This window comes from Pseudonocardia oceani (genome assembly GCF_019263585.2).
GTDB classification, from domain to species: Bacteria; Actinomycetota; Actinomycetes; order Mycobacteriales; family Pseudonocardiaceae; genus Pseudonocardia; species Pseudonocardia oceani.
Genome location: NZ_JADQDF010000001.1, coordinates 4,385,999 through 4,407,500, shown reverse-complemented (window position 1 = coordinate 4,407,500; position 21,502 = coordinate 4,385,999). Strand labels below are relative to the sequence as shown.

Here is a 21,502-nt window from a genome sequence, read left to right as displayed (position 1 = left end):
GATCGCGGCCGAGCCGAAGATGAGGTCGAACCGCCAGTCGAACAGCAGGCGGGCCAGTGTCGGCGGACCGTCGAGGTCATAGCCGATCAGCGCCTCCGCCCGCGAGGGCGCACCGCTCCCGTCGTCGGGCGCGGCGGTCCGGCCCAGCGCGACGGCCAGTCCGATCGTCGCCAGCATCAGCAGGACCTCGACGCCCCCCAGGCGCAGCAGCGCCCTCGGCTCCCCCCGGGACGCGGCACCGACGGTGCTCCTGCGGTGCAGGGCGCCGAGGGCTCCGAGCGCCAGCAGCGCGCCGGCCTTGGCCAGCAGCAGTCCCCCGTAGTAGCTGCCGAACACCGCACCGGGCGAGATCCGGGTCAGCGCGTTGATCGTGCCCGTGACGGCCAGCACCAGCCAGCACACCAGCGCGAGCGCGGAGAACCGCGGGACGGCGGTGGCCAGCGCGGCCGCCCGGTCCGGCCCTCGCGACGCGGCCAGCGCGATCACCGCGACCAGCCCGCCCACCCACAGCGACGACGCGAGGACGTGCAGCACCAGGCTGTCGGTCGCGATGTCGTGCGACCCGCCAGCTGCCGAGTGCCCCGTCAGGGTCACCGGCAGCGGACCGGCCACCGACAGCCCGAACAGCACCGCCGTCCAGCCCCACGTGAGCACGCTGCGACAGCCGACGACGACCAGCGCGGCGATCACCGCCGTCCACGACCACGCCGTCGACGCGGCCAGCTGCGGCACGACCTCGAGCAGCAGGCCGACGTCCAGGACGTCGGCGACGGGCCGGCCCAGGGCGTCGGCGACGGTCAGCGGCACCAGCAGCACCGCCGCCACCACCCACAGCGCGGCCGTCCACCCGGCCGTCCGCAGCGCGCGGTAGCCGGCGACGTCGAGGTAGCCCGACTTCTGCGGCGGGGCCAGGAACGCCGCGAGCAGCAGGGCGCCGATCGTCAGCACCATCGCCACCTCGGCGACGGCCCGCACCGCGGGCAGCCCGACGGTCGTCAGCACCCCCGGGTCGGGCAGTCCGAGCGCGACGAGCGGGCGGGCGCCGGACAGTGCGGTGAGCCCCGCGGCCACCAGTACGGCGATCGCCGTACCCAGCAGGACCAGGCCTGAGGACCCGGACGTGCGCGGTGGGGCGGCGGTCTCGACGGGGGTCTGCGCCATGGCACCCAGGCTAACCGCCGTGGCGGTTCCCGCCCGGCAGACTGCGGGCGTGACCGAGGTGCTCCTGGACGCGCTCGACGGCCGCGACGCCCGCGCCTGGGCGGCCGCGCCGGTGCGCGACCTCGCCCCGGTCCTGTTCCCCCGCCTCGTCGACGGACGACCCGACGTCGACACCACCGTGCGCGGTGCCGCCGCCGGGATCGTGCTGCTGCTCGTCCTGCACCGCACCGCCGACGTCGACGCCGCCTTCGCCGACCTGCGCCGTGCGCTGCGCCCGGGCGGCACGCTCGTCGTCGTCACGCCGTCGGTGTCGGCGCGCTCGGTCGCGGAGCTGCGCTGGCGCGGTGTGCTGCGGCCGGTGCACCGCGGACCGTGGCGGCACCGCTCCGCGCTCGACGACGCGTCGTGGCTGCTCACCGCGGCCGACTTCGCCGTGCTCGGCGACGACCGCGTCCCGTTCACGCTCCCCGTGCCCGACGCCGCGGCCGCCCGCCGCGTCGTCGACGCCCTCCCCGCCGCCGGGCTGTGGCCCGACCTCGCGCCGGACGTCCGGGCAGCGCTCGCCGAGCGCCTCGCCGCCCGCGCCGGACCGCGGTGCCGGCTGCCGGTGCCGCTGCGCCGGCTCGTCGCGCGGCGGTAGGCCGGCGGCCGGGTGCGTCAGCCCTGCGCCGCCGCCGCGGCCCCGACCAGCTCGGGGCCGGCGTCGGACACCGGCTCCTCGCCGTCGACGACGTCGGCGACCACGCACGTGATGTTGTCGGGCCCGCCGCCCTCGTTGGCCAGCCGGATCAGCGTGTCGACCGCGACCTGCGGCTCCTCGGACTCGGCGAGGACCCGCTGGATGTCGGCGTCGCCCAGCACGGCGGTGACCCCGTCGGAGCACACGAGGTAGCGGTCGCCCGCCTGCGCCTCGTGGTGGAACAGGTCGGGCTCGACGGTGTTGCCGTCCTGCAGCGTGCGCATCAGCATCGAGCGCCGCGGGTGCTCCGCGGCCTCCTCGAGCGAGATGCGCCCCTCGTCGACGAGGGCCTGCACCAGCGTGTGGTCGCGCGTCAGCCGCAGCAGCTCGCCCTCGCGCAGCAGGTACGCGCGGGAGTCGCCGACGTGCAGGATCCCGACCCGTCCGCCGTCGAACAGCAGGGCGACGACCGTGGTGCCCGACCCGCGCAGCGCGGTGTTCTCCCGCGCCAGGCCGGTGAGCCGGTCGGCGGCGGCGGTGACGGCGCGGGCCAGCACGCCGAGCAGGTCGACACCCGCCAGGTCGGTGCCGGCCAGGTCCGTGTCGAGATCGGCCAGGGCTCCCACGGCGACGGAGCTGGCCACCTCACCGTGCGCGTGCCCGCCCATGCCGTCGGCGACGGCGAGCAGGCGCGGACTCGTGACCGCGGAGTCCTGGTTCAGCGGACGGCGCCGACCGACGTCGGACCCGGCCGCCGAGCGCAGCGTCAGGGGCATGTGCACACCTTCTCACGAGGTCAACTTCCACCACCACGACGACACCCTCACGGGTCCCTGCTCGACGCGCGGGGTGCGTGGTGGTCCCGCTACGCTCGCCGTGGGCGGTTCGTCCGGCCCGGCCTCCGTAGCTCAGCTGGATAGAGCAAGAGCCTTCTAATCTCTAGGTCGCAGGTTCGAGTCCTGCCGGGGGCACCGACCACGGCCGCGCGAGCGCCGACGACCGCGGACGCAGGTCAGGACGCGGCCTGCTGCGCCCGGGCGTAGGCGAGCTGCAGGAAGTCGGCGCCCGTGAGCGCCGTGAGGGTGGCCGTCACCAGGCGGGTGGCCCGGGGGGCGAAGACCGTGCCGGCCGAGAAGCCGGTGGCGATCCAGACGTCCAGGCAGAACGGGCAGGTCAGGAGCTCGCCGACGGAGTGGCGCACGCCGCCGCCGCGCACCTCCTCCATGACCTCGGCCGGGCCGCCCCGGCCCGCGTACCGGGTGAAGGGCGCCCGGAGCGGGGCCGTGACCGCGTCCTTCGTGATCGTGCGGGAGAGCTTGTGGGTGCCCGCGGCCAGCAGCACGACGTCCCACGGCCGGACGTCGGCCGGCGCGCGCCGTCCGGTGGCGCGGGCGACCCCGGCGGCGGTGGCGACGAGCGCGCCGAACACCCCCATCACCCGCGCGTAACCCGCCAGCGGCCGGTCCTCGTCGCCGCTGTAGGCGTCGGCCTGCTGCCGGGCCTCCTCGGCCACCCGGTCCCGCGTCGCACCCATGCCCCGTCCCCCTGTCCGGCCGCCGCGAGGTCCGCCGCCGCCGGCGACCGACTACCCGGGGCCCGCCGCACTACACCTGGAGCACAGGACCGCGGGCGGTGTCGGCGGGCGCCGACGGGGAACCCCGGGCCCGCACCCACCCCGAGGAGGCCTCGTGACCCAGGACCAGTTCACCCAGCAGGACCCGACCGAGCAGCACGCCGCGCCCGGCAGCGGCGACCGGACGATCGAGCACCCCGGCCGCACCGGCGACATGGACGTCCGGCCCGACCACGGGGAGGAGACCTACCGGGGCACCGGTCGGCTCGAGGGGAAGAAGGCCGTGATCACCGGCGGCGACTCGGGCATCGGCCGCGCGGTGGCGATCGCGTTCGCCCGCGAGGGCGCCGATGTCCTCATCACCCACCTCGACGCCGAGAAGGACGACGCCGAGGAGACCGCCGACTGGGTCCGCAAGGCGGGCCGGACCGCGCTCACGGTGGCGGCGGACCTGACCGACGAGCAGACCTGCCAGGACGTCGTCCGGCGGGCGGTCGAGGAGCTCGGCCGGATCGACGTCCTCGTCAGCAACGCCGCGTACCAGATGTCGCAGTCCGACGGGCTCGCCGGCATCAGCAGCGAGCAGTTCGACCACGTGATGAAGACCAACGTCTACGCCCTGTTCTGGCTCTGCAGGGCGGCCGTGCCGCACATGGCGCCGGGGTCGTCGGTCATCACGACGTCGTCGGTCCAGGCGTTCCAGCCCTCCCCGCACCTGCTCGACTACGCGACTTCCAAGGCCGCGATCGTCACCTTCACCAAGGGGCTCGGCCACGACCTCGTCGAGAAGGGGATCCGCGCCAACTCGGTCGCGCCCGGGCCGGTCTGGACCCCGCTGATCCCGGCCACGATGGACGAGGAGAAGCTCGAGTCGTTCGGTGCGCAGGCCCCGATGGGCCGGGCGGCGCAACCGGCCGAGCTCGCGCCGTTCTACGTCTTCCTGGCCTCGCAGGAGTCGAGCTACATGACCTCGGAGGTGCTCGGCGTGACGGGCGGATCACCGATCACCTGACCCGCGGCCGACATGGGCGGGCGCGGGGGCGATGTCGGCCCGCGCCCCACCCGCCAGGGCTAGGGTGCGCGCATGTCCGACCTGCCGCCTGCGACGACCGACCTGCGGGCCCTCCTGGAGAGCGCGGAGGCCGCCGCGCCGACGCAGGCCGTCGAGGTCGTCACCCACGCGCTGGCGGACATGGTCGGGGCCCGGCAGGTCAGCTTCCTGATCGCGGACCTCAGCGGCCGGGCGGTGGTCCGCTTCGGGCAGACCGGCGCCCTGGACGCCCGCAACCGGGAGACGCTGCAGCTCGACGGCACGGCCTACGAGCAGGTGCTGCGCACCCAGCAGGCCGACCTGAGCCGGCTCGGCGACGGGGCGCAGCTGATCCTGCCGGTCACCGACCGGGGCGACGCCATCGGTCTGCTGGAGCTGCTCCTGCCCGACTACCCCACCGAGCAGGTCGTCGCCGACGTCGTCGCGGCCGCGCACGCGCTGGCCTACATCGTCGTGGCCAACCGCCGCCACACCGACCTGTTCGAGTGGGGCCAGCGCTCGACGCCGTTCTCCCTCGCCGCGGAGATCCAGCGGCGGCTGCTGCCGAGCTCGTTCACCTGCGAGGCGGGGCAGTTCACGGTCTCCGCGTGGATGGAGCCCGCGAGCTCCGTCGGGGGCGACACGTTCGACTACGTCCTCGGCGAGGACGCGCTGCAGCTGTCGATCACCGACGCCGCGGGGCACGACGTCGCCGCCGCGCTGCTGGCGACCCTGCTCGTGGGCAGCCTGCGCAACGGTCGCCGCGGCGGTCTCACCCTGCTCGAGCAGGCCTGCGGCGCCAACGACGCCCTCGCCGCGCACTCCACCGTCGGCCAGTTCGTCACCGGCCAGCTGGTCCGGATCGACCTGCACTCCCGGTCGGCCACCATCGTCAACGCGAGTCACCCGTTCCCGCTGCGCCTGCGCGGGGGCCGCGTCGAGGAGATCGAGCTCGACATCGACCTGCCGTTCGGCATCGAGGAGGGACGGTCCTACCGGCTGCAGGAGTTCCCCATCGCGCCGGGTGATCGGATCGTCTTCCTCACCGACGGGATGCTGGAGCGCAACGCGGCGGAGGTCGACGTCGCCGAGGTCCTGGCGGGCAGCGGCGACCTGCACCCGCGCGAGGTGGTGCGCGCCCTCGGGGCCGCGGTGCTGCGCGCGACCGGGGGCGAGCTGCGCGACGACGCCACCGTCATGTGCCTGGACTGGTACGGCGGGCCGCCGCGCCCGCGCGACAGCTCGGGCGGCGCGAGCCGGTTGCGCGCCTCGCCCTGACCGCGAGCCGCCCGGTGGGCGGGGTCAGGGCTCACCGCCGCCGTGCGCCACCACCGAGAGGAAGCGGATCGGGAGCTCCACCAGCTCATGGGGGCCGTGGACGCCCTCGCCGTCGAGCTGCAGGGCGTCGCCGGGGCGCAGCGTGTAGGCGCTGTCGCCGTGGCCGTAGACCATCTCGCCCTCCAGCATGAACAGCAGCTCCGTGCCCGGGTGCTGGAACAGCGGGAAGACCTCGCTGCGCTCGGTGAGCGTGACGAGGTGGGCCTCCATGCGCTTGTGCGGGCCGCGCAGGGCACCGAGCAGGGTGTAGTCGTGGCCGACGCGGGTGCCGCGGGCGGTGATCCGCGCCCCCGATCCGGTCGGGGTGTGCACGGCCTCGCGCGGGGTGTCGGCGCCGCGGAACAGCGCGGTGGCCGGAACGTCGAGCGCAGCGGCCAGACGGGCGAGCGTGGTGAGGCTGCAGGAGGTCTGGGCGTTCTCGATCTTCGACAGCATCGGCTTGGAGATCCCCGCCCGGGCCGCCAGCTCGCCGAGGGTGAGCCCGCCGGCGAGGCGGTGGCGGCGGACCTGCACCGCGATCGCCCGCTCCAGCACGCCGTCGGACGGCGCGGGCTCGTCGACCTCCCGCGCGGCCGGGCCGTGGTCGGGCCTCACCGCATCTCGCCCGCGCCGACGTAGGGGTACGGGCTGCGCAGCGGCGCGCCGTCGGCGAACCGCGTGAGCGGGAACGGCGTGGGGCCGCCGTCGACGACGAGGCGCGCCACCAGCTCCCCCACCGCCGGGGAGATCTTGAAGCCGTGGCCGCTGAACCCCGCGGCGACCAGCAGACCCTCGACGCCGGTCGGGCCGATCACCGGGTTGTAGTCGGGCGTGACGTCGTAGCAGCCGGCGTAGGTGCGGCTGACCGCCGCGTCGGGCAGCCCGGGGAAGCGGTGCGCGATCTTCTCGACGGCCCGCTCCAACTGCGCGGGCTCGGGCCGGTCGGAGTAGTGGTCGGGGTCGGCCGGGGCCGGGCGGCTCAGGTCGGAGTTGCCGACGAGCAGCTCGCCGCTGGGCTCGGAGCGCACGTACTGCAGCGACACGAGGTCCGAGAGCACCGGCACCCCGCGGACGTCGGCCCCCGGTGCGACGAGGACGAGCTGCTCGCGGTGCACCGTGACCGGGACGTCGACGCCGAGCGGGGCCAGCAGGCCGACCGACCACGGCCCGGCCGCGACGACCACCGCGCGGCTCGCGATCTCCTCCCCCGACGCCAGCCGCACGCCGGCGACGCCGGACCCGTCGACGAGCACCTCCGCGACCGGCGCGCCCTGCCGGATCCGCGCCCCACCCCGGCGCGCGGCGGCCGCGAAGGCCTGCGCGGTGCGGTAGGCGTCGCCGTAGCCGCCGCGGGGCTCCCAGCCGAACGCGACGGCGTCGTCGAGGCGGGCGGTGGGCCAGAGCGCGGCGACGTCGTCGCGGGAGATCCGGCCGGTCTCGACGCCCACCGCGCGCTGGGCGGCGAGGTTCGCGTCCAGCGCGTCGACGTTGCCCTCCCCCACGGCGACGACGTACCCGGTGCGCACGAAGCCGACGTCCTCGCCCAGCACGTCGAGCGAGTCCTCCAGCACGCGCAGGCTGGACCACGCCATCTCCGCGAGCACCGGGATCCCGTAGTGGCAGCGCACGACGCCGCTGGACTTGCCGGTGCCGCCCGAGCCGACGGTGTGCCGCTCGCACACGACGACGTCGGCGACCCCGCGGGCGGTGAGCGCCCACGCGGCGGCGGCGCCCTCGATCCCGCCGCCCACGACGACGACGTCGGCGGTGTCGGGGGCGCTCACGTTCCGGGGATCCAGTTCGTGCCCGCGAGCGGGACCCGCGCCATCGCCGCCGCCTCGATCGTCAGCGCCACCAGGTCCTCGGGCTCCAGGTGCCGCAGGTGCGCCTTGCCGCAGGCCCGGGCCAGGGTCTGCGCCTCCATCGTGAGCACGCGCAGGTAGTTGGCGAGGCGGCGGCCGCCCTCGACCGGGTCGAGGCGGGAGGCGAGGTCCGGGTCCTGCGTGGTGATGCCGGCGGGGTCGCGGCCGTCCTGGTAGTCGTCGTAGAAGCCGGCGCCGGAGCCGAGGTCGGCGTACTCGGCGGCGTAGCGGGGGTGGTTGTCGCCCAGCGCGATGAGCGCGGCGGTGCCGATCGCGACGGCGTCGGCACCCAGGGCCATCGCCTTCGCGACGTCGGCGCCGGTGCGGATGCCGCCGGAGACGACCAGCTGGACCGTGCGGTGCAGCCCCAGCTCGCGCAGCGCCTGCACGGCCTGCGGCAGCGCGGCGAGCGTCGGGATGCCGACGTGCTCGATGAACACCTCCTGGGTGGCCGCCGTGCCGCCCTGCATCCCGTCCAGGACGACGACGTCGGCGCCCGCGGCCACCGCGAGCTTGACGTCGTAGTAGGTGCGGCTGGCGCCGATCTTGACGTAGACCGGGGTGCGCCAGTCGGTGATCTCCCGCAGCTCGAGGATCTTGATCGTGAGGTCGTCGGGGCCGGTCCAGTCGGGGTGGCGGCAGGCGCTGCGCTGGTCGATGCCGGGGGGAAGCGTGCGCATCCCTGCGACACGGTCGGTGATCTTCTGCCCGAGCAGCATCCCGCCGCCGCCGGGCTTGGCGCCCTGCCCCAGCACGACCTCGATGGCGTCGGCCTTGCGGAGGTCGTCGGGGTTCATGCCGTAGCGGCTGGGGAGGTACTGGTAGACGAGGTGGCGCGACTGCCCGCGCTCCTCGGGCGTCATCCCGCCGTCGCCGGTGGTGGTGGACGTGCCCGCCGCGGACGCCCCGCGCCCCAGCGCCTCCTTCGCCTGCGCCGACAGCGCGCCGAAGCTCATCCCGGCGATCGTGATGGGGATGTCGAGGTGCAGCGGGCGGGTGGCGTGGCGGTCGCCGAGGACGACGTCGGTGTCGCAGCGCTCGCGGTAGCCCTCCAGCGGGTACCGGGACATGCTCGCCCCGAGGAAGAGCAGGTCGTCGAAGTGCGGGACGGGGCGCTTGGCCCCCCAGCCGCGGATGTCGTAGACGCCGGTCTCGGCGGCGCGCTGGATCTCCGCGATCACCCCGCGGTCGAAGGTCGCTGACTCGCGCATCTCAGTACTCGTTCCCCGCCGTGAAGTGGTAGAGCCGCCGCGCGGACCCGTAGCGGCGGAAGGAGGCCGGGTCGTGGTCGAGCCCGGCGGCCGCGAGCAGCTCCGCCACCTCGGCGCGGTGCTCGTCGGCCATCGGCTTCTCGACGCAGTCGGCGCCGAGCGACGCCACCGAACCGCGCACGTAGATCCGCGCCTCGTAGATCGAGTCGCCGAGCGACTCCCCGGCGTCGCCGCACACGACGAGCCGCCCGGCCTGGGCCATGAACGCGCTCATCGGGCCGATGTCACCGCCGACGACGACGTCGACGCCCTTCATCGAGATCCCGCACCGCATCGACGCGCTGCCCTCGATGACGAGCAGCCCGCCGTGCGCGGTGGCGCCCGCCGACTGCGACGCGTCGCCGCGCACCCGCACCACGCCCGACATCATGTTCTCCGCGACGCCGGTGCCGACGCTGCCGTGCACGGTGACCTCGGCGAGCTGGTTCATGCCGGCGCAGTAGTACCCGGCGTGGCCGCGGACGTCGACGGCGATCGGGTGGTGCAGCCCGGCGGCCACGGCGTGCGCGCCGCGCGGGTGGAGGACCTCGTAGGTTTCGGCGGTGGGGGCGTGCAGCTCGGCGTTGAGCTCCCGCACCGTCGACGAGGTCAGGTCGATCACCGCACCCATGCGTGCACCCGTTCCGGTTCCGGTTCCCAGATCTTCGCGCGGTCGATGCCCGGGAGCTCGGCCAGCGCCCGGAACTCCGACGCCATCGCCACCCAGGCGTCGGTCTCGGCGATGATCGCCGGCTTGCACGCGATGGCGTCGCGGACGACGGCGAACCCGTCGGCGCTGGTCACCAGCAGCGTGTAGAAGCCGTCGAAGCGCTCGCAGAGCAGCCGCAGCGCCTTGTCGAGGTCGTCGCCCGCGGCCAGCCGGGAGGCGACGAACCGCGCGCCGACCTCCGAGTCGTTCTCGCTGTCGAACACCACGCCGTCGGCCTCCAGCTCGCGGCGGATCGTGGCGTGGTTGGCGAACGAGCCGTTGTGCACCAGGCACTGGTCGGGCCCGACGGAGAACGGGTGGCAGCCCGACGCCGTGACCGCCGACTCCGTGGCCATCCGGGTGTGCGCGAGGCCCTGCCAGCCCTGCGCGCCGGCGAGGTCGTAGGTGCGGGCGAGGTCACGGGGGTGGCCGGTGCCCTTGTAGACGGTGAGGTCGGTGCCCGAGCCCACGACCAGCGCTCCCGTGCCGCGCACCGCCGCGACCAGCTCGTCGACCGTCAGCGGCGCGGCGACGACGGTGGTGTCCCCCGCGGCCGTGATCAGCGCGCCGGGGACGGACAGGTCGGGCGGGGCGTCCAGCAGCGACACCGCGGCCCAGCCCTCGGGGCAGCGCCTGCGGTCGCCGTACACCGCGACGCCCGCCGAGTCGGGGCCGCGCTCGCACATGTGGCCGAGCATGGTCTCCAGCAGGACGCCCAGGCGCGGGTGCAGCTCCGGGTCCCGCAGGTGCAGGCCGACGATGCCGCACATCAGAAGGCCGTCAGGTAGCGGTCGATCTCCCACTCGCCCACCGTGCCGTGCCAGTCCAGGAACTCCGTCCGGGCCCGGTCGGCGACGTAGTCGCACACCCCGGGGCCCGCGGCGTCGAGAGCTCCGCTGACCACGGGATCGGCGACCAGGGCGTCGACGGCGTGCAGGAGCGTCGGGGCCAGCTCGCCGCCGTCGACGTCGTCGGGGTCGAGGTCGCGTGCGACGCCGTCGAGGCCGGCGGCGAGCGTGGCGGCCAGCGCCAGGTAGGGGTTGGCCGAGCCGTCGGCGCCGCGCAGCTCGATGCGGTTCGCGTCGGGGACCCGGACGAGGTGGGTGCGGTCGTTGCCGCCGTAGGTCGCGCGGCGCGGCGACCAGGTGGCCCCCGAGCGCGTCGACGTGGCACCGGACCGCTTGTAGGAGTTCACGGTCGGCGCGATCACCGCCTGCAGCCCGCACGCGTGGTCGAGCACGCCCGCGAGGAACGCCCGCGCGAGCGGGGACAGCCCGCCGTCACCGGGGAACAGCGCCTCGCCGTCGCGCCACAGCGACAGGTGCAGGTGCATCCCGCTGCCGGTGCGGTCGGTGAAGGGCTTGGGCATGAACGTGGCCGTCATCCCGCGGCGCTCGGCGAGCACCGAGATGAGGTACCGGGCGGTGACGACGCGGTCGGCCGTGGTGAGGGCGTCGGCGAAGGTGAAGTTCTGCTCGAACTGTCCGTTGCCGTCCTCGTGGTCGTTGGCGTAGTTGCCCCAGCCGAGGCGGTTCATCGCGGTGGAGACCTCGGTGAGGTGGTCGTACATCCGCGTGAGGCCGCGGGCGTCGTAGCAGGGCTGGGCGGCGGTGTCGCGGACGTCGGCCGGGCTGAGGCGGCCCTCGGCGTCGCGGGTGACGAGGAAGTACTCGACCTCGGCGCCGGCGCGCAGCTCCAGGTCGCCCGCCCGTTCCAGCGCCGCCTTGAGGATGACGCGCGGTGCGTACGGCCACGGCACGCCGTCGACGTGCGGGTCGCAGTGCACCAGCGCCAGCCCCTCGCGCACCTGCGGCAGCGGCGTGTAGGTGGCGACGTCCGGCATCGCGACGAGGTCGGGGTCGCTGGGCTGCTGGCCGATCGCGCCGACCGCGTACCCGGCGAACCCGACGCCGTCGGACTCGAACTCGTCGGCCGCCTCGACCGGCACGAGCTTGGCGCACGGCTTCCCGGCGAGGTCGACGAACACGGCGAGCAGGAACGTGACGCCGTCCGCGGCCGCCCGGGCCGCGAGGTCTCCTGACATGAGACGAAGTATCACGCAGAGAAACCCCGGGCGGGTTACGGATCGGTGAACGGTGCCGCCGGTCGGCTACATCGCGGAGGCGAGCCGGTCGAGCGTGCCGGCCAGCTGCTCCTGCGACACCCGCGGGAACATCTTCTCGAACTGCGGGTCCTTGACGCCGGTCCAGTCGTAGACCGAGGTGACCTCCGTGCCGCCGTCGACCTCGCGCAGGTCGTAGGTGAACGTGTGGCCGCTCGCGTCCATCCCCTCGAGCTTCTCGGCCAGCTCACAGGTCGGGTCGACCTTCGGCGCCCAGCCGACGCGCGCGCCGGGCACGTAGGCGGTCACGGAGTTGACCATGCGGTAGTCGCCGAGGTCGTCGGCGTGCATGTTCATGGTGAAGACCTGGCCGATGCCGGAGATGGGAGGTGTGGTGCCCTCGACGCCGCGGATCGAGTCGGCACCGTCGATCGCGGAGTGCCGGTTCGGGTCGGACAGCACCGCGAACACGGCCTCGGCGGGGGCGTCGATGACCTTGGTCGCCTGCAGCTTCTTGTCGGTGTCCATGAGGTCGCGTACCCGGGTGGTGTCCGTCGCAACCCCGGCGGCCGATCAGCCGATGACGAACGGGTCGCGCGTGCCGCCCGTCAGCTCGACCCAGACCGACTTGTTCTCGGTGTAGGCCAGGACCGCCTCCATCCCGTTCTCCCGCCCGACGCCCGACTGCCCCATGCCGCCGAAGGGGACGCTCGGCGCCACTACCCGGTAGGCGTTGATCCACACCGTGCCGGCCCGGACCTTGGCCGCCACCCGGTGCGCCCGGTGCACGTCCTTCGTCCACACCGCGCCGGCCAGGCCGTAGGGCGTGTCGTTGGCGAGCTCGAGCGCCTCCTCCTCCGTGCCGAAGGTGACGGCCGAGAGGACCGGCCCGAAGACCTCCTCGCGGAAGACCGTGTCCGACGGCTTCACCGACAGCACCGTGGGCTGCACGAAGTAGCCCCCGACCTCGGACGCGGCACCGCCGTGGGCCACGGTCGCGCCCTCGTCCCGCGCGGTCCGCAGGTAGCCGAGCACCTTCTCGTACTGCGGGGCGTTGGCGACCGGGCCCATCTCCGTGTCGGGGTCGTTCGGGTCACCGAGCCTGATCGTGGCGGCGCGCTCGGCGACGAGCCGCACGAGCTCGTCGTGCACCGACTCGTGGACGATCAGCCGCGACCCGGCCATGCAGGTCTGCCCGGTGGCCGCGAAGACCCCGGCGATCAGGCCGTTGGCCGCGGCGGCGAGGTCGGCGTCGGGGAAGACGATCTGCGGCGACTTCCCGCCCAGCTCGAGGGTGACGGCGTTGAGGTTCTCCGCGGCGGCGTGCGCGACGGAGCGGCCGGTGGCCGTGGAGCCGGTGAACGCCACCTTGTCGACGCCCGGGTGCCCGGCCAGTGCGGCGCCGGTCTCCCGCGAGAGCCCGGTGACGACGTTGAGCACGCCCGCCGGGAACCCGGCCCGCTCGAACAGCTCGGCGAAGCCCAGCGTCGAGGCCGGCGCGTGCTCCGAGGGCTTGACGACGAACGTGCAGCCCGCGGCGAGGCCGGGGGCGAGCTTCCACGTCATGAGCAGCAGCGGGGAGTTCCACGGCGTGATCGCGGCGACCACGCCGACGGGCTCGCGGCGGGTGTAGACGAGGAAGTTCGGGTTGGGCGCGGGGATCTGGCGGCCCTCGAGCGTGGCGGCCAGGCCCGCGTAGTAGTGGTACCAGGAGCCCAGGCCCGTGAGCTGGCCGATCATCTCGCGGTAGAGCTTGCCGGAGTCGTTGACCTCCAGGCGGGCCAGCCGCTCCGCGTTCTCCCCGATGAGGTCGCCGAGGCGGCGCAGGAGCGCGGCGCGGGCGAAGCCGGTGAGGGAGCCCCACTCGCCGTCGAGCGCGGCGCGGGCGGCGGCCACGGCGGCGTCGACGTCCTCCGGCCCGCCGTCGGGCACCTCGGCCCACGGCTGCCCGGTGTAGGGGTTCTCCGACTCGAAAGTCCGGCCCGAGGCCGCGTCGACCGCGCGACCCCCGATCAGCATCCGGAACCGTTCGGTCATGCCGTCCTCCTCGCCGTGCGGGTCTGCGCGGGGGACGTTACGAGGCGCGCCGGACCCGCGCACGTGTACCCGGCGGTAACACCGGAGCCACCTCGGCGACATACAGGCGTGACCCGAAGCCGGCTCCTCCCCGCCCTGCTCACGGCACTGTGCGTCACGGTGCCGTCCGCCGCCGGTTGCGCCGGGAGCCCGACGTGGGAGATGCCCGACGTCGTCGGCGTCGACCTGCAGTCCGCACAGGACACCGTGCAGGTCCTCACCAACTTCGGCGTGCCGGTGACCTCGCACGACCGCACCGGCGCCGGCCGGATGCAGGTGGTCGACGCGGAGTGGCGCGTCTGCGAGCAGATCCCCGCAGCCGGCACCGATCTCACCGAGGACTCGATGATCGACCTCGGCGTGGTGCTGAAGGACGAGGCCTGCTGAGTGTAATACCCCCCGGGGGTATGCCGTTCGTGGGTCCATGACCCACGACCACGATCACGCCGCGCGGTTCCGCGACCGGTTCTGGCTGAGCCTGGCACTCGCCGTCCCCGTCGTCGCGGCGAGCCCGATGTTCGCCGACCTGCTCGGCTACTCCGTGCCCGCCTGGGCCGCACCGGTCCCGCCCGTGCTGGGCACGCTCCTCTACCTCTACGGCGGGTGACCCTTCCTCACCGGCGCCGTCGCGGAGCTGCGGGAGCGGCGCCCCGGGATGATGACGCTGGTCGCCCTCGCGATCACCGTGGCCGCCGGGGCGAGCGCCGCCACCACGCTCGGCGTCGGCGGGCTGATGCTCGACTTCTGGTGGGAGCTCGCGCTGCTGGTCGTGATCATGCTGCTCGGGCACTGGCTGGAGATGCGGGCGCTCGGACAGGCCTCGGGCGCGCTCGACGCGCTGGCCGAGCTGCTGCCCGACTCCGCCGAGCGGGTCGGTCCCGACGGCGCCGTGGCCCCCGTGCCGCTCGCCGCACTCGCCGTCGGCGACGTCGTCCTGGTGCGTTCCGGTGCCCGCGTGCCCGCGGACGGGACGGTGACCGAGGGGGCGGCCGAGGTCGACGAGTCGACGGTCACCGGCGAGTCGCGGCCCGTGCCGCGCGGCACGGGTGACAGGGTCGTCGCCGGCACGATCGCCACCGACTCCGCGCTGCGCGTGCGGGTCTCGGCGGTCGGCGAGGACACCGCGCTGGCCGGCATCCGCCGCCTCGTCGCCGACGCGCAGGCGTCGCGCTCGCGGGCACAGGCCCTCGCCGACCGCGCCGCCGCGCTGCTGTTCTGGTTCGCGCTGGGCTCCGGGGCGCTGACGTTCGCCGTCTGGACGGCTCTGGGCGACGTCGGGTCCGCCGTCGAGCGGACCGTCACGGTCCTGGTGATCGCGTGCCCGCACGCGCTCGGCCTGGCGATCCCGCTGGTCATCGCGCTCTCGACGTCGATGTCGGCCCGCGCGGGCATCCTCGTGACCGACCGGCTCGCGCTGGAGCGGATGCGCTCGGTCGACGCCGTGCTGTTCGACAAGACCGGCACCCTGACGCGCGGCGAGCCCGCCGTCGTCGCCGTCACCCCCGCCCCGGGCGTGGAGCGCGACGAGCTGCTGGCGCTGGCCGCGGCGGCCGAGTCGGACTCCGAGCACCCGCTGGCCCGCGCGGTCGTGGCGGCGGCGTCGGACGTCCCGCCCGCCCGCGACTTCCGCTCGCTGACCGGGCGCGGCGTCCGGGCGGTCGTCGACGGCCGCGAGGTCGCCGTCGGAGGCCCCGCGCTGCTGCGCGAGCTCGGCCTGGACCCGCTCGACGCCGCGTTCCCGGCGGGCGCCACGGTGCTGCACGTCGTGCGCGACGGGGCGGTGGTCGGCGCGATCGCGCTGGCCGACGCGGTGCGGCCGGAGTCGCGCGCCGCCGTCGACGGGCTGCACGCGGCCGGCGTGCGGGTCGTCCTGCTCGTCCTGCTCACCGGTGACGCGCGGGACGTCGCCGAGGCCGTCGGGGCGGAGGTCGGCGTCGACGAGGTCGTCGCCGAGGTGCTGCCCGCCGACAAGGACGCCGCCGTGACGCGGCTGCAGGAGCGCGGGCTGCGGGTGGCGATGGTCGGCGACGGCGTCAACGACGCCCCCGCGCTGGCCCGCGCCGACGTGGGCATCGCGATCGGGGCGGGCACCGATGTGGCGCGGCGCTCGGCCGGGGTCGTGCTGGCCTCCGACGACCCGCGCACGGTGCTCGCCGTCCGGCGCCTGTCCGCCGCGGGCTACCGGAAGATGGTGCAGAACCTGGTGTGGGCCACGGGCTACAACGTGCTGTCGGTGCCGCTGGCCGCGGGCGTGCTCGCGGGCGTCGGGTTCGTGCTGCCGCCGGCGGCCGCGGCCGTCGCGATGAGCCTGTCGACGGTGGTGGTCGCGCTGAACGCGCAGCTCCTGCGCCGGGTCGACCTGCGTACCCTACCCCCCCAGAGTATGGTGGGGTCGTGAACGGATACGCCCAGGACAAGGACGCGTACCTCAAGCGCATGAAGCGCATCGAGGGCCAGGTGCGCGGCATCGCCAGGATGATCGAGGACGACAAGTACTGCATCGACGTGCTCACGCAGGTCTCCGCCGCCACCAAGGCCCTCGAGGCCGTGGCGCTGGGCCTGCTCGACGAGCACCTGCGCCACTGCGTCACCGAGGCCGTGGCGCAGGGCGGGCAGGCGGCCGACGACAAGGTCGCCGAGGCCAGCGCGGCCATCGCGCGCCTCGTCCGCTCCTGACTCCCCCACGCAGCACTCCCCCACGCAGCACTCCCCCACGCAGCGAAGGAAGAGATCGCATGACCGAGCACACCTGGACCGTCTCCGGCATGACCTGCGAGCACTGCGTCGCGTCGGTCACCGAGGAGATCACCGAGATCGACGGCGTCACCGCCGTGGCCGTGGACCTCCCGACCGGCGTCGTCACCGTCCGCAGCACCGCCCCCCTCGACGAGGGCGCCGTGCGCGCCGCCGTCGCGGAGGCGGGGTACGTCGTGGCCGCCTGACGATGCGACCCGCAGTCACGCTGACCGTCTACGGTGCGGCGCTCGTCCTGGTCACGGCCGGGGCGTTCGGCGTCGGATCCGCTGTCGGTCCCCCGGTCGCCGCGGCACCCGCCGCAGCGGCCCACGGGGACGTCCACGGCGGCACCGTCACGGAGGCACCGGGCCTGCCCGCCGGGCTGGCCCGCACCGAGCACGGCTACACGCTCGACCCGGCCGCCACCACGCACACCGGCGGCCCGTTCGCGTTCCGGATCACCGGCCCCGACGGCGCCCCGGTCACCGCGTTCGACGTCGAGCACGAGAAGCGGATGCACCTGGTCGTGGTGCGCCGCGACGGCACCGGCTTCCGGCACGTCCACCCGGAGATGGCCGCCGACGGCACGTGGAGCGTGCCGCTGGACCTGCCCGAGGGCGGCAGCTACCGCGCCTTCGCCGACTTCGCCCCCACCGGCGGCGAGCCCGTCACCCTGGGCGTCGACGTGGCGGTGCCCGGCACCTTCACGCCGGTGGAGCACGCGCCGAGCCGCACGGCCGAGGTCGACGGCTACACCGTCACCCTCGACGGCGAGCTCACCGCCGGGCGCGCGTCGCCCGTCACGCTCACCGTGAACCGCGACGGCGCGCCCGTCACCGACCTCGACCCCTACCTCGGCGCCTACGGTCACCTCGTCGCGCTGCGCGGGGGCGACCTCGCCTACCTGCACGTCCACCCCGCCGACGGCCCGGCCGGGCCCGCGATCGGGTTCGTGGCCGAGGTGCCGAGCGAGGCCGTCTACCGGCTGTTCCTGGACTTCTCGCACGGCGGGGTCGTGCGGACCGCGGAGTTCACGGTGCCGACGTCCGGGGCCGCCGCTCCTGTCGATCCCGAACTGCTGCCGCACTCGCACGAGGAGGCACCCCGATGACCGCGACGCTCCCCGTGACCGAGATCGAGCTGGCGATCGGCGGGATGACGTGCGCGTCCTGTGCGAACCGCGTCGAGCGCAAGCTCAACAAGCTCGACGGCGTCAGCGCCAGCGTCAACTACGCCACCGAGAAGGCGCGCGTGCAGGCGCCCGGCGGCGTCGACCCTGCGGTGCTCGTCGCGCAGGTGGAGGCGGCCGGGTACACCGCGGCGCTGCCCGAGGCCGACCCCGTGCCCGCCGAGGAGGCCGACCCGCTGCGCGAGCGGCTGGTCACCTCGATCGTGCTGACGGTGCCGGTCGTCGCGCTGTCGATGGTGCCGGCGTGGCAGTTCACGTACTGGCAGTGGATCGTGCTGGCGCTGTCCGGGCCGGTCGTCGTCTGGGCGGCGGCGCCGTTCCACCGCGCCGCCTGGACCAACCTGCGCCACGGCGCCGCCACGATGGACACGCTGGTGTCGATGGGCGTGCTGGCCGCGTTCGCGTGGTCGCTCTACGCCCTGCTCTGGGGCACCGCCGGCACGCCCGGGATGGTGCACCCCTTCGAGCTGACGATCTCCCCGAGCGACGGCGCCGGCAACATCTACCTCGAGGTCGCCACCGGCGTCACGACGTTCCTGCTGGCCGGGCGCTGGTTCGAGGCGCGGTCCAAGCGGCAGGCCGGGGCGGCGCTGCGGACGCTGCTGGAGCTGGGGGCGAAGGACGTCGCCGTGCTCCGGGCCGGCGTCGAGACCCGGGTGCCGACCGACGCGCTGCGCGTCGGCGACCGGTTCGTCGTGCGGCCCGGAGAGAAGATCGCGACCGACGGGGTCGTCGAGGACGGCAGCTCCGCCGTCGACGCGTCGATGCTGACCGGCGAGCCCGTGCCGGTCGAGGTCGGGCCGGGCGACGCCGTCGTCGGGTCGTGCGTCAACTCCGGCGGGCGGCTCGTCGTGCGGGCCACCCGCGTCGGCGGCGACACCCAGCTCGCGCAGATGGCGAGGCTCGTCGAGGAGGCGCAGAGCGGGAAGGCGCAGGTGCAGCGCCTGGCCGACCGCGTGTCCGGGGTGTTCGTGCCCGTCGTCATCGCGCTGGCCGCGGCCACGCTGGGCTTCTGGCTCGGCACCGGCGCGGGGGCGGCGACGGCGTTCACCGCGGCGGTCGCGGTCCTGATCGTCGCGTGCCCGTGCGCGCTCGGGCTGGCCACGCCGACGGCGCTGCTGGTCGGCACCGGGCGCGGTGCGCAGCTGGGCATCCTGATCAAGGGCCCGGAGGTGCTGGAGTCGACCCGCCGCGTCGACACCGTGGTGCTCGACAAGACCGGCACGGTCACGACCGGCCGGATGGCGCTGGTCGGCGTGCACGTCGCCGACGGGGTCGACGCCGACCTCGCGCTGCGCCTGGCCGGCGCGGTGGAGGCGGCGTCGGAGCACCCGGTCGCCGCGGCCGTCGTCGCGGGGGCGCGGGAGCGGGGGCCGCTGCCCGAGGTCGGTGCGTTCGTGAACGTCGGGGGGCTCGGCGTGCGGGGCACCGTCGACGGCCGCGAGGTCGTGGTCGGGCGCCGCGCGCTCGTCGACGCGCCGCTGCCCGAGGCGCTGGAGACCGCGCTCGGGGAGGGCCGGACCGCCGTCGTCGTCGCGGTGGACGGGGAGCCGTGGGCGGTGCTCGTCGTCGCCGACACGGTGAAGCCGACCTCGCGCGAGGCCGTCGCCCAGCTGCGCCGCCTCGGCCTGCGGCCGGTGCTGCTCACCGGCGACAACGCGACCACCGCGCACGCGGTCGCGGCGGAGGTGGGATCGACGAGGTGATCGCCGAGGTGCTGCCGGCCGACAAGCTCGACGTCGTCAAGCGGCTGCAGGACGAGGGGCGGGTCGTCGCGATGGTGGGCGACGGCGTCAACGACGCGGCCGCGCTCGCCCAGGCCGACCTCGGCCTCGCGATGGGCACCGGCACCGACGTCGCGATCGAGGCGAGCGACCTCACCCTGGTGCGCGGCGATCTGCGGGCCGTCGGCGACGCCATCCGCCTGTCCCGCCGCACCCTGGGCACGATCAAGGGGAACCTGTTCTGGGCGTTCGCCTACAACGTGGCGGCCCTGCCGCTGGCGGCGTCGGGCCTGCTCAACCCCATGATCGCCGGGGCGGCGATGGCGTTCAGCTCGGTGTTCGTGGTGGCGAACAGCCTGCGGTTGCGGGGGTTCCGGGCGGCGCGGTGATCGTCGGGAGTGTGTCGCCACGGTCGTCGACACGACCACCACGTCGCACTCCCGGTGATCACCGCCGGATCAGCTGATCGCCACCAGGTCCACCACGAACACGAGGGTGGCGCCGGCGGGGAGGCCGGGGGGCGGGTTGTCGCCGTAGGCCAGGTCCGGCGGCATGACGATGACCCGGCGGCCGCCGGGCGCCATGCCCTCGATGCCCTGGGAGAAGCCCGGCACGACCCGGTCGAGCGGGAACTCGATCGGCTCGTCGCCGCGCGACCAGGAGCTGTCGAAGACCGACCCGTCCGACCAGAGCGTGCCGGTGTAGCGGACCTGCACCGTGTCGGCCTGCGTCGCGGCCGCGCCCTCGCCGACGACGACGTCCTCGGTGAGGAGCTCGGTCGGCGGGGCCCCGGTGCCGGGGCCGGCCTGGGTCGGGGCCGTGAGGTCGGCGGGCTCGCCGGTGAGGCCGGGGACGCCGCCCTCGGGCCCGGCGGGGGCGGCCGCGGTGGCGGCGGCCGACGGGGCGGCGGACGGGGACGCGGCGGTGGGGGCGGCGGTCTCGGCGGCGCCGCCGCAACCGGCGAGCGTCACGACGAGGAGTGCGGGGAGCAGGAGCCGTCTCATCCGGCCAGCAGACCACGCAGCGCGGTCGTCGCCGCAGCCGGGCCCGGCTCGTGCACAGCCACATCCCGACTCGCCCACAGCGGGACCGCGACTCACCCGCCACCACACCCCGACTCGCGGGCAGGTCAGCGCAGGACCGCCCGCACCTCCCCCACCGGCTCTCCCCCGCCCAGCACCGGACGGCGGCCCAGCTCCTCCGGGACGTCGGCGCCCAGGGCGCGCAGGGCCTCGGACACCACCACCGGCAGCGGGCGGGCGGCCCCGTCGAGCACCTTCACCGCCACCGCCCCGCCGTCGGGCAGCGCCGCCGCGAACACGCCCTCGGCCCCGTCCTTCGCGACCAGCCCGGGCACGCCGGCCATGAGCGCGCTGACGTCGCGGCCCAGCCCGCCGACCCACTCCGGGTGCGCCGACATCGCGGCCGCCACCCGGTGCTCGGGCGTGCCGGGCTCGGCGAGCACCAGCCGCGCGAACGCGTGCGCGAGGCCGGTGAGGGTGCAGGAGTACAGCGGGGCGCCGCAGCCGTCGACGGTGACGTGCTCGGCGACGTCGCCGGTGAGCTCCTGCACCGTCGCCCGGATCGCCTCCTGCAGCGGGTGCGCCGGGTCGCGGTAGCCGTCGACGGGCCACCCCGCCCCGACGCAGGTCGCGATCATCCCGGCGTGCTTGCCCGAGCAGTTCTGCGCGAGCGACGACGGTCCGAACCCGTCGGCCCGCCAGGTCGCGCCGACGTCCTCGCCGAGCGGGAAGGCGGGGGTGTTGGCCAGGTCGTCCTCGGTGCGGCCGGCGCCGGCCAGGATGCGCCGGACCCCGTCGACGTGGCGCGGCTCGCCGGAGTGGCTGGCGCAGGCGAGGGCGAGGAGCTCGCCGTCGAGGTCGAGCCCGGTGCGCAGCATCGCGACGGCCTGCACCGGCTTGAGCGCGGACCGCGCGAAGACCGTGGCGCCGGGGTCGCCGCGGTGCAGCACGACCGCGCCGCCGCCGTCGAGCGCCACGAGGTGCCCGCGGTGCACCGACTCCACCGCTCCGCCGCGCACCACGTGGGCCAGGGCCTGCGCCCGATCGTCGATCACGGGCCGGGACGCTACGGGAGCGCGGCCGGATTCCTCTGAACGGCCACGGGGACGGCG

The 21,502-nt window shown here is 75.2% G+C and carries 21 protein-coding genes, 1 tRNA gene and 2 pseudogenes (1 of these 24 only partly in view); 11 read left to right on the top strand and 13 right to left on the bottom strand.

Going from position 1 to position 21,502, the window contains the following annotated elements; translation table 11 throughout:
* A protein-coding gene (locus I4I82_RS22135; protein ID WP_218590766.1) for a bifunctional copper resistance protein CopD/cytochrome c oxidase assembly protein crosses the window boundary here: on the bottom strand, positions 1 to 1,161 show its 5' portion. 1,023 nt of this gene lie to the left of the window's left edge; only the first 1,161 of its 2,184 coding nucleotides appear in the window; the start codon lies at positions 1,159 to 1,161; its stop codon lies beyond the left edge, outside the window.
* Between the two features lie 49 nt (positions 1,162 to 1,210).
* Between I4I82_RS22135 and I4I82_RS22130 the strand changes: the two genes are divergently transcribed.
* Entirely contained in the window at positions 1,211 to 1,801 is a 591-nt protein-coding gene (locus tag I4I82_RS22130; RefSeq protein ID WP_218590767.1) for a class I SAM-dependent methyltransferase, read from the top strand.
* A gap of 17 nt (positions 1,802 to 1,818) precedes the next feature.
* On the opposite strand, the gene I4I82_RS22125 is transcribed toward I4I82_RS22130, so the two are convergent.
* Complete coding sequence (locus I4I82_RS22125; protein WP_218590768.1) at positions 1,819 to 2,616, bottom strand: PP2C family protein-serine/threonine phosphatase; 798 nt, start codon at positions 2,614 to 2,616, stop codon at positions 1,819 to 1,821.
* A gap of 121 nt (positions 2,617 to 2,737) precedes the next feature.
* Here I4I82_RS22125 and I4I82_RS22120 point away from each other — a divergent pair.
* Positions 2,738 to 2,811 (top strand) — tRNA-Arg (locus tag I4I82_RS22120).
* Between the two features lie 41 nt (positions 2,812 to 2,852).
* Here I4I82_RS22120 and I4I82_RS22115 read toward each other — a convergent pair.
* Positions 2,853 to 3,374: a DUF1360 domain-containing protein gene (locus tag I4I82_RS22115; RefSeq protein WP_218590769.1), complete on the bottom strand. Its 522-nt coding sequence runs from the start codon at positions 3,372 to 3,374 to the stop codon at positions 2,853 to 2,855.
* A gap of 154 nt (positions 3,375 to 3,528) precedes the next feature.
* Between I4I82_RS22115 and I4I82_RS22110 the strand changes: the two genes are divergently transcribed.
* Together I4I82_RS22110 and I4I82_RS22105 are read left to right on the top strand one after the other, a co-directional pair.
* Positions 3,529 to 4,425, top strand: a complete 897-nt coding sequence (locus I4I82_RS22110) for an SDR family oxidoreductase (RefSeq protein ID WP_226370187.1) — start codon at positions 3,529 to 3,531, stop codon at positions 4,423 to 4,425.
* Between the two features lie 72 nt (positions 4,426 to 4,497).
* Positions 4,498 to 5,721, top strand: a complete 1,224-nt coding sequence (locus I4I82_RS22105) for a PP2C family protein-serine/threonine phosphatase (RefSeq protein ID WP_218590771.1) — start codon at positions 4,498 to 4,500, stop codon at positions 5,719 to 5,721.
* Between the two features lie 24 nt (positions 5,722 to 5,745).
* On the opposite strand, the gene I4I82_RS22100 is transcribed toward I4I82_RS22105, so the two are convergent.
* The 8 genes from I4I82_RS22100 to I4I82_RS22065 all read right to left on the bottom strand — a co-directional run bounded on the left by I4I82_RS22100 (position 5,746) and on the right by I4I82_RS22065 (position 13,680).
* Positions 5,746 to 6,375, bottom strand: a complete 630-nt coding sequence (locus tag I4I82_RS22100) for a helix-turn-helix domain-containing protein (RefSeq protein WP_218590772.1) — start codon at positions 6,373 to 6,375, stop codon at positions 5,746 to 5,748.
* Entirely contained in the window at positions 6,372 to 7,544 is a 1,173-nt protein-coding gene (locus I4I82_RS22095) for an NAD(P)/FAD-dependent oxidoreductase (protein ID WP_218590773.1), read from the bottom strand. Before I4I82_RS22095 ends, I4I82_RS22100 begins: the two co-directional genes overlap by 4 nt.
* Complete coding sequence (locus I4I82_RS22090; protein WP_172153807.1) at positions 7,541 to 8,833, bottom strand: FMN-binding glutamate synthase family protein; 1,293 nt, start codon at positions 8,831 to 8,833, stop codon at positions 7,541 to 7,543. Before I4I82_RS22090 ends, I4I82_RS22095 begins: the two co-directional genes overlap by 4 nt.
* A 1-nt stretch (position 8,834) precedes the next feature.
* Positions 8,835 to 9,503 carry a glutamate synthase gene (locus tag I4I82_RS22085; protein ID WP_218590774.1) on the bottom strand — a complete coding sequence of 223 codons (669 nt, stop codon included), beginning with the start codon at positions 9,501 to 9,503 and terminating at the stop codon, positions 8,835 to 8,837.
* On the bottom strand, positions 9,491 to 10,351 hold the full coding sequence (locus I4I82_RS22080) for a class II glutamine amidotransferase domain-containing protein (protein ID WP_218590775.1): 861 nt from the start codon (positions 10,349 to 10,351) through the stop codon (positions 9,491 to 9,493). Before I4I82_RS22080 ends, I4I82_RS22085 begins: the two co-directional genes overlap by 13 nt.
* On the bottom strand, positions 10,351 to 11,625 hold the full coding sequence (gene glnT / locus I4I82_RS22075) for a type III glutamate--ammonia ligase (protein ID WP_218590776.1): 1,275 nt from the start codon (positions 11,623 to 11,625) through the stop codon (positions 10,351 to 10,353). The genes I4I82_RS22080 and glnT overlap by 1 nt, the downstream gene beginning before the upstream one ends.
* A 66-nt stretch (positions 11,626 to 11,691) precedes the next feature.
* Positions 11,692 to 12,171, bottom strand: coding sequence for an SRPBCC family protein (locus I4I82_RS22070; RefSeq protein WP_218590777.1), 480 nt, complete (start codon positions 12,169 to 12,171; stop codon positions 11,692 to 11,694).
* Between the two features lie 45 nt (positions 12,172 to 12,216).
* The gene (locus I4I82_RS22065) at positions 12,217 to 13,680 is read right to left on the bottom strand and encodes an aldehyde dehydrogenase (protein WP_218590778.1); all 1,464 of its coding nucleotides are present in this window, start codon (positions 13,678 to 13,680) and stop codon (positions 12,217 to 12,219) included.
* 108 nt (positions 13,681 to 13,788) lie between these two features.
* On the opposite strand from I4I82_RS22065, the gene I4I82_RS22060 reads away from it, so the two are divergent.
* The 7 genes and pseudogenes from I4I82_RS22060 (at position 13,789) to I4I82_RS22035 (ending at position 19,757) form a co-directional block, all read left to right on the top strand.
* A complete protein-coding gene (locus tag I4I82_RS22060; RefSeq protein ID WP_218590779.1) occupies positions 13,789 to 14,106 on the top strand; it encodes a PASTA domain-containing protein in 318 nt (105 codons plus the stop codon).
* A 37-nt stretch (positions 14,107 to 14,143) separates the two neighbouring features.
* Positions 14,144 to 14,326, top strand: a complete 183-nt coding sequence (locus tag I4I82_RS34505; RefSeq protein ID WP_267460557.1) for a hypothetical protein — start codon at positions 14,144 to 14,146, stop codon at positions 14,324 to 14,326.
* 12 nt (positions 14,327 to 14,338) lie between these two features.
* Positions 14,339 to 16,117: pseudogene (locus tag I4I82_RS22055) on the top strand (heavy metal translocating P-type ATPase); the annotation flags it as partial.
* Complete coding sequence (locus I4I82_RS22050) at positions 16,114 to 16,395, top strand: metal-sensitive transcriptional regulator (RefSeq protein WP_218590780.1); 282 nt, start codon at positions 16,114 to 16,116, stop codon at positions 16,393 to 16,395. The pseudogene I4I82_RS22055 and the gene I4I82_RS22050, both read left to right, overlap by 4 nt.
* 59 nt (positions 16,396 to 16,454) lie before the next feature.
* Entirely contained in the window at positions 16,455 to 16,661 is a 207-nt protein-coding gene (locus I4I82_RS22045) for a heavy-metal-associated domain-containing protein (protein WP_218590781.1), read from the top strand.
* A gap of 2 nt (positions 16,662 to 16,663) precedes the next feature.
* Positions 16,664 to 17,566, top strand: a complete 903-nt coding sequence (locus tag I4I82_RS22040; protein WP_218590782.1) for a DUF8832 domain-containing protein — start codon at positions 16,664 to 16,666, stop codon at positions 17,564 to 17,566.
* Positions 17,563 to 19,757 (top strand): annotated as a pseudogene (locus I4I82_RS22035) (heavy metal translocating P-type ATPase). Before I4I82_RS22040 ends, I4I82_RS22035 begins: the two are co-directional and overlap by 4 nt.
* A gap of 69 nt (positions 19,758 to 19,826) precedes the next feature.
* Here I4I82_RS22035 and I4I82_RS22030 read toward each other — a convergent pair.
* Positions 19,827 to 20,372: an FKBP-type peptidyl-prolyl cis-trans isomerase gene (locus I4I82_RS22030; RefSeq protein ID WP_218595981.1), complete on the bottom strand. Its 546-nt coding sequence runs from the start codon at positions 20,370 to 20,372 to the stop codon at positions 19,827 to 19,829.
* 125 nt (positions 20,373 to 20,497) lie between these two features.
* Positions 20,498 to 21,445, bottom strand: coding sequence for an asparaginase (locus I4I82_RS22025; protein ID WP_226370186.1), 948 nt, complete (start codon positions 21,443 to 21,445; stop codon positions 20,498 to 20,500).
* Positions 21,446 to 21,502: the final 57 nt, after the last annotated feature.